Consider the following 13,574-nt stretch of genomic DNA (forward strand, 5'->3'; position numbering starts at 1 on the left):
TAACTGTTTGCTAATCATTTTTTTTCATTTTTTCCTTCTCCTTAGGTTTTGGATTGTTTTTATCGTACTCTAATGTTTCTTTTAAAACTTCCATTGGAACATCTTCTTCTAAAGCTTTTTTCTTACTTTCAAGAAGTATTTTTTCATGAATTAAATTCTCTTCTTCAGTAAAAATATCGTCTTTAGATTTGATTCGTTCGTCACCTCTCCAAATAAAACCTCTTAATTTTCTAGCGTTTTCAGGGAATTCGCTTTCTGGATAAGTGTTAGCTTCAACAGAATTGTAAGCTGTTTGAGAAGCTATTTGGTTATCTTCAAAAATAAAATTTAGTTTACTACATACTTTTTTGTCAATTCCAACTAGTTCATTTTTATCGTTGTACATATAGTAAATAGCCTCGGTATTTTTAACTACGTCCACTTCACTTAGTTTATTGTCTTTAAATTTACCATATAAGTTTTGACCTTTAATTTGATTATAACCATTTTCACTCAAAGTATCTTTTTGAATAATAAAAGCATTGTTTAAAACCTTAAGAGAATCTAATTTTTCAGTTGTATTATTGCCAATTAAATGCATTAAATCTCCAGTCATTTGATTGTCATTATTCCATAAAACGGGATTACCTATGAGTTGTGTTATTCCTGTTTTATTGTTAGAATGAATAGAATCACATTTTCCACTCATATCTGTTTTAAAAAATCTTACATTGTCGAAGGCTCTAATTACTCTATCATCTGGAGGACCAGTTACTAAAATTTTCTTTCCATGCATATACAAAGAATCGTTTTCTACCTTAGTAATCACAACGGCTCTCTTTGTTAGAATAATAGAATCTTTTTTAGTTGCAGTATTGCGATACATTTCAGCATAATGTCCTTTTGCAACCATGTTGTTAACAGTGTCAGTGATTTTTACATTATTTATTCCTCTAGAAAAATTCTTTTTTTGGTCATAATATAGATCATCTCCTTCAATAATTTTGTTATTGTAGGTTATTTTACTGTTTTTTTGAAGTTTACCTACATCCTTATTGGTGTCATAAAATCCGTTTTCTGTATAAATTACATTGTCGTTACTTGTAATTGTAGAAGGACCAAAAACATAAGCATGACCTGAGTTTTCATAAAAATCTAAATGATTGGTTTTAATAATAGTTTTTGGATTAGTAACTGTTACGGCTGTAGTAAATTGGTATTTCTTGGAATTTAAAAAATAACTACCAGAACGACTTTTTAAAGTATTTTCTTTATTTACTATGGTTCCATAGCTATTATAAAAAGCAATTTGTTTTTTCTTGTCAAAGAAAATAGTGTCTGTAGTTAGAGTAGATTCAGGAGATTTTAAATTCACATCACCAGTAGCAAATGCAAATTCGTCTTTACCGTCATATTCTGCATAGCGACTATTCATTGTTATTGAATCTCCTTGATTAATTTTTACATTCCCAAATGCTTTTACATAATTTTCGTCTGTAAAGTAGTAAGCTTTATTGCAATTTATTTTTGTGCCTTTGTGAATTACTCGAACGTTACCTGTAAAAACGGTTGCTCCAGGTATTTCATATTGATTCATGTCAATAAAATCTGAATGTTCTATGATAATTTTATCAGATTCCTGAACAGCAATTTTGCCAGATTTTTCTGGTTTTTTATCTTGAGCATTTGCAAAAAGTCCTAATAAGGAAATGCAAAGTATTAAATAGGCAATTTTTTTCAATCGGATTTATTTTGTGTCAAAAATAAGTAAAAAGTAGAAGAAGCTATTCGTATTAAGATATTTTTATAATAAAAAACGCTTTCTACAAGAAAGCGTTTTTGTTTTATTTGGTTATGGTTTGTTTTCTATCAGGTCCAACAGAAATTACTTTTATTGGAACTTCAACCTCTTTTTCAATGAATTCTATATATTTTTTTAATTCTGAAGGTAATTCTTCGTAAGAAGTCATTCCAGTTAAATCTGCTTTCCAACCTTTCATTGTTGTAAAAATTGGTTCCACATTTTCTGGTTCTATATTATAGGGTAAATGTTGAATTTCTTGTCCTTTGTATTTATAACCTGTACAGATGTCTAATGTTTCAAAACCAGACAAAACATCTCCTTTCATCATATATAGCTGTGTTACTCCATTTACTTGAACAGCATATTTTAAGGCAACAAGATCTAACCATCCACATCTTCTAGGACGTCCAGTAACAGCACCGAATTCGTTACCTACTTTAGCCATGGTTTGTCCTTCCTCATTGAAAAGTTCTGTTGGAAATGGACCGCTACCCACACGTGTGGTATAAGCTTTAAAAATACCAAATACTTCTTTTACTTTATTTGGAGCAATTCCTAAGCCAGTACAAGCACCAGCAGCAGTTGTTGTTGATGAGGTTACAAATGGATAAGTTCCAAAATCGATATCAAGCAGTGAACCTTGAGCTCCTTCTGCTAAAATAGATTTGCCTTCTTTTAGGGCTTTGTTTAAGTATTCTTCACTATCAATGAAAGTTAATTTTTTTAAACCTGCAATAGATTCAAAAAATTCTTCTTCCATTTCTTTTAAATCATATTGTAAATCTACATCATAAAATGCAATCATAGCCTCATGTTTATCGGCTAATGCTCTATAACGCAGTTTGAAATCTTCTAACTCAATATCACCAACACGGATTCCATTTCTACCTGTTTTGTCCATGTAGGTTGGTCCGATACCTTTTAAAGTAGAACCAATTTTTGCTTTTCCTTTTGATGCTTCAGATGCAGCATCTAAAAGGCGATGCGTAGGTAAAATAAGGTGTGCCTTTCTTGAAATAAATAACTTAGATTTTATATCCATATTAAATTTTTCAAGACCTTCTAATTCTTTTTGGAAAACAACAGGGTCAATTACAACACCATTTCCAATAATATTTATAGCGTTTTTATGAAAAATTCCAGAAGGAATAGTTCTAAGCACATGTTTAATTCCATCAAATTCTAATGTGTGTCCTGCGTTTGGACCACCTTGAAAACGAGCAATTATGTCATATTTTGAAGTTAATACATCGACGATTTTCCCCTTACCTTCGTCACCCCATTGAAGTCCTAATAATAAATCTACGGTCATTTTAGTGTTAGTTGTTTGTAGTTTAATCTTTATTTTGTAGTTATTTATTCTGAAATTTTATTCTCTTTTTTTGTTCCATAGAAGTATAAAGAATGTGTTTGAATATCAATACCAAACATATCTTCCATTGTTTGTTTTATTTGTTGAATTCTAGGATCACAGAATTCAATAACTTCACCAGAGTCAGTCATTATAATGTGATCGTGTTGCTTGTCGAAATACGATTTTTCATAATGAGCTTGATTTTGACCAAACTGATGACGACGCACTAATCCACATTCTAAAAGTAATTCAATAGTATTGTAAAGTGTAGCTCTACTTACTCGGTAATTTTTGTTTTTCATTTTGATATACAATGATTCTATATCAAAATGTTCTTTTGAATTGTAGATTTCTTGAAGAATAGCATAACGTTCAGGAGTTTTACGATGTGCTTTTTCCTCAAGGTATTTAGTAAATACGTTTTTTACAATTTCTTGATTTTTATTGTTTTCCATTTGGTTAACTGAATAAATGCAAAGATAGGTAAAGTTAGAAGTTAGAAGTTAGAAGTCAGAAGTTTTTTTTAACAAAAGGTCTTAATAAGTTGATATTTATAGGCATTCTTTAAACATTACTATTAATTATTAAAAAACTAATTCTGATAAATTCGTGTTACTTTATCAATTCCATCTACCTTTTTGATATTGTCTATTAGCCTTTTTAGAATAGTATTATTAGGAACAATAACCGTTATTTTTCCATTAAAAATCCCTGCTTTTCCATTTAATGCTATGTTTTCTATATTAACGTGCATTTGATTAGAAATAACTTTGGTAAGCTCGTTGGTTAAACCTAAAGTATCCATTCCTGTAATATTCAACATGGCTCTAAATTCTTCTTGACTAGAATCAATCCATTTTGCAGGAATAATTCTATAAGCATAGTTAGATTGTAAACTAATAGCATTCGGACAATCTTTTCTATGTACTTTTATTCCTTCACTTATGGTTATGAAGCCAAAAACATCATCACCAGGAATAGGATTGCAGCAAGTAGATAATTTATAATCTAATTTTTCTTGTTCTAAACCAAAAACCAGCATGTCATATTTTTTACTGATTTCATTTCGTTCAATTTGCTCTGGCTTTACTGTAGCAGTTCTATTGAAGGGTTTTTTTAAGAAATTAACTAAAGTGTTACTTTTTTGTGCAGCAAAATCTTTTAATTTTTGATTTTCAATAGCTCCAATTCCCACTCTATAAAACAAATCTAAACTTGTTTGCAGTTTGAAAAAGTTAACCAATTCATTAACGGTAGTTTCATTTAAGGTGATTTTTAAATGACGTAATTTTCTATTTAAAATTTCTTTTCCGTCTTCCGCAATTTTCTTAGTGTTTTCGTTTAAAGAGTTTTTAATCTTATTCTTAGCTCTTGAAGTTGTTACATAATCTAACCATTGAATTGTTGGTTTTTGGTTGGGAGAGGTTATAATCTCTACTTGATCACCACTATTAAGCACATAATTTAAAGGCACCAGTTTTCCATTCACTTTTGTACCTCTTGTTTTTGAACCGATATCGGTATGAATGCTATAAGCAAAATCAAGAGAAGTAGCTCCTTTAGGTAGCGATTTTAAATCTCCTTTTGGTGTAAATACATAAATCTCTTTAGAATATAAATTTAACTTAAAGTCTTCAACAAAATCTACTGCATTTGCAGCCTGACTTTCCAGTGCTTCTTTTAATTGGTTCAACCAAATTTCTAAACCATGTTCTTCTGAACCAACACCTTTGTATTTATAGTGAGCAGCATATCCTTTTTCAGCAATTTCATCCATTCGTTCACTACGAACTTGAATTTCGACCCATCTTCCTTTTGGTCCCATTACAGTGATGTGAAGAGCTTCATATCCTGTTGATTTTGGGGAAGAAATCCAATCACGCAAACGACTTGGACTTGGACGATAATGATCAGTAACTACTGAATAAATTTTCCAAGCTAAAAACTTTTCGTCATGAGGATTTGATTTATAGATAATGCGCAATGCAAATTTATCGTACACTTCATCAAAAGTGACACCCTGAATTCGCATTTTTCTTCTAATGGAATAAATCGATTTTGGACGTCCTTTTATGGTGTACTCAATGCCTTCATCATTCAAAGATTTGCATAATACATCAGATATAGTTTTAATGTATGCGTCTTGTTCTTGTTTGGTTTCTTTTATTTTACTAACAATTTCCTGAAAAACATCAGGTTCAGTATATTTTAAACCTAAATCTTCTAATTGTGTTTTTATATTGTATAAGCCCAATCTATGAGCTAAAGGAGCATAAATGTATAAGGTTTCTGAAGCAATTTTTGCTTGCTTGTATTCTGCCATACTGTCCATAGTTTGCATGTTATGCAATCTATCAGCAATTTTTATCAAGATTACTCGAACATCATCGTTTAGTGTTAAAAGCATTTTACGGAAGTTTTCCGCTTGCATTGAAACGTCTTGATCTGTTTTTACTTTAGCAATTTTAGTTAATCCTTCTACAATTTTAGCGATATTAGGGTTGAACATTTTAGCGATATCATCCACAGTAATATCAGTGTCTTCAACCACATCATGCATTAAAGCAGCTGCAATAGAAGTAGCACCTAAACCAATTTCTGAAGCGACAATTTTAGCCACAGCAATAGGATGGAAGATATAAGCTTCTCCCGATTTTCTTCTTTGGTCTTTGTGTGCATCAACAGCAACATCAAAAGCTTTTCTAATGAGTTTTTTATCTTCTGTAGTAAGTGTCTGATAGCTAATACGCAATAATTCTTTGTATTCTTTTGCAATAGCTTTGTTTTCGGCTTCTAAATCAATTTCGGTCATAGGGCAACTTTATAACAGTTAAAGTTATAACAAAGTTATGGATTGTGCAATAGGGAATTTAGAAATCAGAAATCAGAAATTAGAAATTAGAATTTAGAAAAAAGTATATTGAAGTTCAAAGTAAAAAAAATAGGCAGGTTTTTTGAGAGACTTGATTTTTGATATTGAAGTTGATATTGTATTTTAAAATCCTCTTTGTCGTTTGGCTTCAAACAATAGAATAGCTGCAGCAACAGAAACATTCATAGAGTCTATTTCTCCTTGCATAGGAATGATAATGTTTTTAGTGCTTTCTGTTCTCCAAATTTCGGATAAACCAGTTGCTTCTGTTCCTACAACTAAAGCAGTAGGAGTAGTGTAATTTTGCGAATGATAGGTTGTGGAATCTTGTAAAGTAGCACTAAAAATAGCAATGTTGTTTGCTTTTAAAAAAGCGATTACTTCTTCTGAAGTGGCAGTGGCAATTTGTCTAGTAAACAAACAACCAACACTAGAACGTACAATATTAGGATTGTATAAATCACTTTTGGGATTGGCAATAATTACTGCATCAATATTGGCTGCATCAGCAGTTCTTAATAAAGCACCTATATTTCCTGGTTTTTCAGGTGATTCTGCTACTAAAATTAAAGGATTTTTAGATAGCTGTAAATTTGATAATTGTAACGATTTGGTTTTGGCTATAGCCAAAATACCTTCTGTAGTATCTCTATACGCTAATTTTTGATAGACCTCTTTTGAAATTTCTATTTTCTCTGTTTCATTTGAAGTAACAAATTGATTGAGTTCTTTTTCAGAAACCAAATCCGATAAAAATAAAATAGTTTCAAGCACATAACCTCCTTTACTAGCTAATTCGATTTCTCTTTTTCCTTCAATTAGAAAAGTACCTGTTTGTTTTCTCGTTTTGGATTTTTCTTGTAACTGAACTAACGATTTGATAAAAGGATTTTGTACCGAAGTGATTTGTTTCATCGAAAAGAAATTATTTGGTTGTAAAATTACAAAAGATATTCAGTATTTAGGTGTTTTTTTAAAAAGTAAAAATCCCACAATAGAATATATTGTGGGATTTTTATGTGTTATAAAAGTATTTTATTCTTTCGCTTGTGCTTCAAACTTTTCTTTGTATCTATCGTACAATTCTGTTTGATGACTTTCTAAACTTATAGAACGGCCATTAATTAAAGCGACTGTTACTTTGTTTGTTCTCATGTCTAATGCATCACCTTCAGAAATGAATAAGGTTGCGCTTTTTCCTGTTTCTAAAGTTCCATAATTAGCGTCAATACCTAATATTTTAGCTGTGTTAAAGGTAATTAACTGTAGGGCTCTTTCTTTATCTATTCCCCATGCAGCACAAGTTCCTGCATAGAAAGGCAAATTTCTAATTTGCATGCGTTCCATGTCACCTGCATTTTGGAGACCTATTAAAATACCACCATCGTCTAATAATTTGGCATTTTTATAGGGTAAATTTACATCTTCATCTTCTAATAAAGGTAAATCGTGTACGCGTCTTAATAAAACAGAAACATTATTTTCTTTTAGTAAAGGAATGTTTTTAAAAGCATAATATCCTCCAACAATCGTCATTTTGCTGATGTTGTTTTTCTTTTTAAATAAAATGGCATCTACAATTTCCTTTTCTCCATCTACATGAATATAAAGTCTTTTGTCTCCTGTGTCTAATCCTTTCATCGCTTCGTAAGGAATATCTCTTAAAGTAGGATTTGAATTTAGGTACGCTTTTGCGTCATTATAGAAATCTTGGATTTCAGTGATTTGTTTTTCGTAATTTTTATTCGGTTCAATTCCTCCTGGTTCTGCCCACCATCCTGAGCGTGAATAACTACTTGGCCAATTTAAATGAATGCCATCATTTTCTTTTACTACTGCGTCTTCCCAGTTCCATGCATCTAATTGTACTACAGAGGAAGTTCCTGAAAAACGTCCTCCTCTAGGAGCAATTTGAGCCAATAAAACTCCATTAGGTCTTGCGGCTTCAACTAAACCAGATTCGGTGTTATAAGCAATGATACTTCTTATATGAGGATTCATTTGTCCCATTTCGCTTTCATCATCTGACGCTTTTACTGCGTCAACTTCTACTAAACCTAGAGTAGCATTGGCACCAATAAATCCTGGATAAATGTGTTTTTTGGAAGCATCGATATAAATATCATGTTTTTCAGGTTTAAAATTGGTACCATCTTGTATCATTGCAATTTTACCTTCTTTGACTGATATGATACTGTTTTCAATTACCTTGCCATTACCTAAATGTGCTTTTCCTCCTGTAATTAATATGCTTTTAGTTTGCTTGGGTGCAGGCGTTTGTTGCCCGTATGTGAAACAGCTTAGTAATCCTATGATTATATATTTTTTCATTTTTTACTGAATTTAAAATTATTGATATTTTGCGTGAGAAACGACACAATTTTCACCCAAAGTATCACAATGATAATGGCCTACATCTTTTTTCTTAGGAGCTTGTGTTTTTAACCCTTTATTTTTTGCTTCTAATAAGCTATTAGTTAATACACTGCGTTGTTTTTGAATAGTAGCTAAACTAGCGGCTTCTTTTTCTAAATCATAAAAAATGATACCATCAACTATTGTTTTTTCAGCTCTTGCATAAATAGATAATGGATTGGCTGTCCAAAGCACCACATCGGCATCTTTACCTACTTTAATACTACCTACTTTATCATCTACTTGTAATAATTTGGCTGGATTTAAGGTTACGAATTTCCATGCTTCTTCTTCTGAAACATTACCATACTTTACTGCTTTTGCTGCTTCTTGGTTCAAACGTCTTGACATTTCAGCATCATCAGAATTGATGGAAACTACTACACCTTGACCATTCATTAGAGCTGCATTATAAGGTATTGCATCTTTAACTTCGTATTTATAACCCCACCAATCGGCAAATGTTGATCCACCTACACCATGTTCAGCCATTTTATCTGCTACTTTGTAGCCTTCTAAGATGTGTGTGAACGTTTGTATTTTGAAATTATAGCGTTCGGCTACTTTCATTAACATGTTTATTTCCGATTGTACATAAGAGTGACAAGTAATGAAACGTTTTTTATCTAAAATTTGACCTAAAACTTCCATTTCGATATCAAAACGTGGGGCAACTTTCTTTTTATCTTTACTAGCATTATAAGCAGCCCATTCTTTTTTGTATTCTAAAGCACGAGTGAAATAATCTTCGTATACTTGTTCGACACCCATTCTAGTTTGTGGAAAACGGCCACTTCCCCAGTTGGATTGTTTTACGTTTTCACCTAAAGCGAATTTGATATATTTCGGTGCATCTTTTACAATCATTTCTTCTGGAGTATAACCCCATTTTAATTTGATGAAAGCCGCACGACCGCCGATAGGATTTGCTGAACCATGTAATAAATTAGATGACGTAACTCCACCTGATAGATTTCTGTAGATGTTGATATCGTCTGAGTTTACTACATCTTCAATAGTTACTTCTGCAGAGGAATTTTGGCCACCCTCATTCACACCTCTAGAAATAGCAATATGCGAATGCTCATCTATAATTCCTGCTGTTAGGTGTTTACCTGTTGCATCTACTATTTTGGCATTGGTAACCGAAATATTTTTACCTATTTGCGCTATTTTTCCATTTTGAATTAAGACATCTGTTTCTGTTAGGTTACCTTCTTTTTCTCCTGTCCAAACCGTTGCATTTTTGAACAGAATGGTTTCTTGTTGTGGTTTTGTAGGATTTCCGTATGCAATGTTTGGATACGTGATAGGCATCATTTCTGGAACTTTTGGCTCCTCTTTTTTATCGTCTTTCTTTTCTTCTTTTTTGTCGTCTTTTTTATCCGTAGCTTCTTTTTTAGTGGCTGTCCAAGACGTTTCTGTTCCATTTTCTAAAACCGCTTTTCCTTCTAAAGTGGTTTTGTTTTTAATTCCAGTTAATCTGTAAAAAGAATTGTTTACGGAATCTTTTGTTTTGATTACTAAAGTTACCCAAGGCTCTTTATAGGTTAATTTTGTACCATAATTGATACTGTCTTTAACCGTTTTTGCTTCTAATTTATCTAATTCACCAGAAATGGTTAAATCGAAAGTAGTGTTGTTGAATACTAAATTGTACTCACCACGAATGTCTTCGATATTCATTTTATCTAAGATATTTCTGTTGCCTTGTACCCAGTTTTCATGAATAGTACTTTTATCATCAAAAATATCACCTGAAACGATTAAGAAATTGGCCAACGCCCCTTTATTTAAAGATCCAATTAGGTTAGATTGATTTAATATTTTTGCAGGAGTTTCCGTTAAAGCTGCTAATGCAGTTTCTTTGGGTAAACCATATAAAACGGCTTTTCTTAAATTGTCTAAGAAGTCTTTTGGTTTTTTATTATCACTAGCTGTTAAGACAAAATTTACTTTGTTTTCGGCTAAAATTTTTAAGTTAAATGGTGCTTGATTCCAAAACTTCATATCACTTAAGCTCACTTGTTGTGCTAAATAGGGATCAGAAACGTCGTATGCGTCTGGAAAATCTAAAGGAATAATATAAGTAGCTCCTGTTTTTTTAATTTCTTCAATTTTTTCAAATTCGTCTCCACTACCTTTAATGATATAATTGACACCAAATTCTTTTCCGATTTTGCTTGCTCTTAATTTGTTTAAGATATCACCTGCATCGAAGATTTGGATTAAATTTTTATTAGCATTGAAGTTTTCTAAGGATAAATCTTTTGTTTTCGAACTTCCAGTTGCATACCATTTTGCATCATGATAGACCTGACGAATTAAAGCCATGCTTCCCATTAATGAAGAAGGGTAACTTTGGTTGCTTAATTTGCTTCTGTTAAAAGTGAAAAGTTGGGATACTTTTGTATTTAAAATACGTTTGGCATTGTTATCAGAGTCGTTTAATGTCCATAGTAAACCTGTTCCTGCGATAACACCATCATTAGAATGACTTACGACAGTACCGAAACCAATTTCTCTAAGCGAACCTGCTACTTTGTCATCGTATTTTAGATTTTCATACGCATTGTATTCTGGTTTGATGTGATCGTTCCAATAATAACCTTCTCTTGACGAATCATATTGTGTTGCAAAACCTCTTCTAGGAGTGGGTTGTGGTTTATCTATACCAAATTCGGTAAACAAATCGATGAAAGAAGGATAAATGGTTTTACCAGTTGCATCAATGAGCGTTGCGTTTTTTGGAACTGTAACTGCAGTTCCTACTTCTATGACTTTACTGTCTTTGAATAGAAGTGTGGCTTTTTCTAGTTTTTGTGTAGCCGACACATAGATGGTTGCATTAGTAATGGCAACATGATTTTTAAAAGATTGTTTTACACCGTCATTTTTAGGGAAATAGTCTTGTGCATTTCCGAAAAAAGAGAGAAATAAAACAGCCAAGAGCGTACAAATTCTCATAGGAATGTTTTTTGATTAGGTTCGTTAAAGCCCTAAATATAGGAAGAATAACGCTTTACCCTAATGAAGCCTTTTGAATTTTAGATTTTTTTAACGTTTGTGCGATTAAATGCGTTAAACCTTCTCATATTTGTTATTTATTGCTGTATTTAAAATTAAAATAACTGTTGGGTTGAGCATCATTTAAAAAGTTCCGCATTCGTTTTTGAATATTTCGGATGGGTTTTCGAAAGTTTGGCATTCATTTTTGAATATTCCGCATATCATTTCGAAAGTTCCGCATTCGTTTTTGAATATTCCGGAAGGGTTTTTGAAAGTTTGGTATAGGTTTTTGACTTTCTCGGGTGTTTTTTTGAAATTAGGGCATCGGTTTTCGGATAATTGTCATTGTTTTTTGTGGTTCTTTGGGGGATGTTTGAAAAAAAACTACAAAGTTTTTAGGCTTTGTAGTTTCTTACTTTTTTTATTTTTTGAAGTCTGTGAATCTTAATTTTACAATTGCTTTGTAATATGGTTTTCCTGAGTCGCCGAGTGCTTTTAAATAGGATTTTATGTCTTTCATTAACTGAATGACATTGGTTTCATCGTTATATAAAAGTGCATTGCGGTTTTCTCTTGCTGTAAGAAGCGCATTACCTGCTTTATTCACTTTTGAACTTAACGTGCTTAATTCTTCGTGATAATTTTTTAAGCTTTCAATTTGCAGTATTTCTTCATTTGGGTTATATAATTCATGAGAGGCAAGTTGCTCTATATAGGTTTCTAGGTTTGCAATTCGACTGTCATAAGAGAGTTGGGCTGTAGAAATACTTTCTTTTTCGGCTGTATCTGGATTTATTTTTTTTGGTTTTGAATCTCCACGAATTTTTTTTGCTTGGCTTTGTAAATTCTCTTTATCTGTTTCTGAAATGCTAATAGACTTAGCAAAGTTTAGTGTTCTTGTGGTTAATCTATTTAGTCCTTTTATTTTTTCTTCTCTACCCGCTACAGCATTTTTATAGATAGGTTTTTTGTTGTTTAATTCTTTAATGACTAATTGAAGCTGGGTTTTAAGAGGGACTAGGTTTACCAAAGTTATATTTGGATTGCTAGGATTGTAAAGTGTATCCATTTCTTCTAAGATTTGATACACTGTGCTGAAGTTGGCTACATTTTTATTGTGCCCAGTTTCGCTAACGGATTTTTTTTTTGTTGTTTTCATGATTCAAATGTTTTAATTTATTATTAATTTGAACCAAAACAAATATCATTCCATTTTATGTTGTGATAGTGTGCTTTTATGTGGTTATTATGAGTATTTTAACTTTTAAGATGTGGATAGTGGGGTTGTTTTTGATATTTTTTTGAAAAAAGAAAATATTTTCTATTTAAGAGGAATAGTGCAAAGTGTTTTTTGGATTTTCTTTTTTAGCCGCGTTGCAAACGCTTTACTAGGATTAAGGAGTAAGTGGGTACTCGTTGCAAACGAGCACCAGATGGGTATTTAGCTTTTTGGAGGGGTTGTGCAACAGCTACGGGTGTTACCAGTAGTTTTATCTTATTCGTTGTGTATAATTTTGCGATATTTTGTTATTTCCAGTAATTTCAATCAATTTCATTTTTTCATTGTCAAGTTTTTTCAGTAATTCTAAAAAATCTACATCAATTTTTTGGTTGTAATTTTCAAAATTATGTGGTGAATAAATTAGTGTTGGATTTGAAATTTTAAAGTTGTCTAAATTTGATTTAAGAATCCAAATACTCGCTGAAATTTTCGGATATCGTTTTTCGTCAACTAAATTACCATTATAATCAATTATTTGGCAAAGAGATTTAAAATTTTCATCTTCGGAATGTATAAAATACCATTCTGTTGAGTTCTCCAAAATTATATCATTAAACTCGGATGAATTTACAAGCGTAACAAAAAAAATCTGATTTTTATATGTAATTGATTTCAGTGAAGTTTTGCTACACTCTGTTAACCATTTCTCGAGACGTTGCCAAGCATTTTTCGCTTCGTTTTCTTTTAATGAAATAATTTTTCTTATTAAATCCATTCTAAATTAGTAACGTGATTAAAAATTACTGGTAACGTGTTTGTATATGGTGCGTTGCGTGGTTAAGCAACTAATTTAGCAAATAAAAACCGAATAGAAAATCCGCGAGGATTTTCGTAAGTAAGCCAGCACTAGCAATGCATT

General features: G+C 31.7%; 9 protein-coding genes. All 9 read right to left on the reverse strand.

The window, feature by feature from the left end:
* Positions 1–10: 10 nt before the first annotated feature.
* Positions 11–1,720 carry an OstA-like protein gene (locus FIA58_RS19370; protein ID WP_140964348.1) on the reverse strand — a complete coding sequence of 570 codons (1,710 nt, stop codon included), beginning with the start codon at positions 1,718–1,720 and terminating at the stop codon, positions 11–13.
* A 103-nt stretch (positions 1,721–1,823) separates the two neighbouring features.
* Complete coding sequence (locus tag FIA58_RS19375) at positions 1,824–3,095, reverse strand: adenylosuccinate synthase (RefSeq protein ID WP_140964349.1); 1,272 nt, start codon at positions 3,093–3,095, stop codon at positions 1,824–1,826.
* A 44-nt stretch (positions 3,096–3,139) separates the two neighbouring features.
* Positions 3,140–3,592 (reverse strand): Fur family transcriptional regulator, encoded by a 453-nt coding sequence (locus FIA58_RS19380; protein WP_140964350.1) that lies wholly within the window; start codon positions 3,590–3,592, stop codon positions 3,140–3,142.
* Positions 3,593–3,729: 137 nt separating this feature from the next.
* Positions 3,730–5,949, reverse strand: coding sequence for a RelA/SpoT family protein (locus FIA58_RS19385; protein WP_140964351.1), 2,220 nt, complete (start codon positions 5,947–5,949; stop codon positions 3,730–3,732).
* 183 nt (positions 5,950–6,132) lie between these two features.
* On the reverse strand, positions 6,133–6,924 hold the full coding sequence (locus FIA58_RS19390; RefSeq protein WP_140964352.1) for a TrmH family RNA methyltransferase: 792 nt from the start codon (positions 6,922–6,924) through the stop codon (positions 6,133–6,135).
* Positions 6,925–7,044: 120 nt separating this feature from the next.
* Positions 7,045–8,340: an amidohydrolase family protein gene (locus FIA58_RS19395; RefSeq protein WP_140964353.1), complete on the reverse strand. Its 1,296-nt coding sequence runs from the start codon at positions 8,338–8,340 to the stop codon at positions 7,045–7,047.
* 18 nt (positions 8,341–8,358) lie between these two features.
* Positions 8,359–11,391 (reverse strand): amidohydrolase family protein, encoded by a 3,033-nt coding sequence (locus FIA58_RS19400; protein ID WP_140964354.1) that lies wholly within the window; start codon positions 11,389–11,391, stop codon positions 8,359–8,361.
* 463 nt (positions 11,392–11,854) lie between these two features.
* Positions 11,855–12,592 (reverse strand): hypothetical protein, encoded by a 738-nt coding sequence (locus FIA58_RS19405; protein WP_140964355.1) that lies wholly within the window; start codon positions 12,590–12,592, stop codon positions 11,855–11,857.
* Between the two features lie 331 nt (positions 12,593–12,923).
* On the reverse strand, positions 12,924–13,430 hold the full coding sequence (locus FIA58_RS19410; protein ID WP_140964356.1) for a hypothetical protein: 507 nt from the start codon (positions 13,428–13,430) through the stop codon (positions 12,924–12,926).
* Positions 13,431–13,574: the final 144 nt, after the last annotated feature.

Source organism: Flavobacterium jejuense (assembly GCF_006491595.2).
GTDB lineage: Bacteria > Bacteroidota > Bacteroidia > Flavobacteriales > Flavobacteriaceae > Flavobacterium > Flavobacterium jejuense.

Coding starts and splice junctions, on each gene's coding strand:
- FIA58_RS19390 (WP_140964352.1), bottom strand. CDS start 6,924: ATGAAACAAATCACTTCGGTACAAAATCCTTTTATCAAATCGTTAGTT.
- FIA58_RS19395 (WP_140964353.1), bottom strand. CDS start 8,340: ATGAAAAAATATATAATCATAGGATTACTAAGCTGTTTCACATACGGG.
- FIA58_RS19385 (WP_140964351.1), bottom strand. CDS start 5,949: ATGACCGAAATTGATTTAGAAGCCGAAAACAAAGCTATTGCAAAAGAA.
- FIA58_RS19375 (WP_140964349.1), bottom strand. CDS start 3,095: ATGACCGTAGATTTATTATTAGGACTTCAATGGGGTGACGAAGGTAAG.
- FIA58_RS19410 (WP_140964356.1), bottom strand. CDS start 13,430: ATGGATTTAATAAGAAAAATTATTTCATTAAAAGAAAACGAAGCGAAA.
- FIA58_RS19380 (WP_140964350.1), bottom strand. CDS start 3,592: ATGGAAAACAATAAAAATCAAGAAATTGTAAAAAACGTATTTACTAAA.
- FIA58_RS19405 (WP_140964355.1), bottom strand. CDS start 12,592: ATGAAAACAACAAAAAAAAAATCCGTTAGCGAAACTGGGCACAATAAA.
- FIA58_RS19400 (WP_140964354.1), bottom strand. CDS start 11,391: ATGAGAATTTGTACGCTCTTGGCTGTTTTATTTCTCTCTTTTTTCGGA.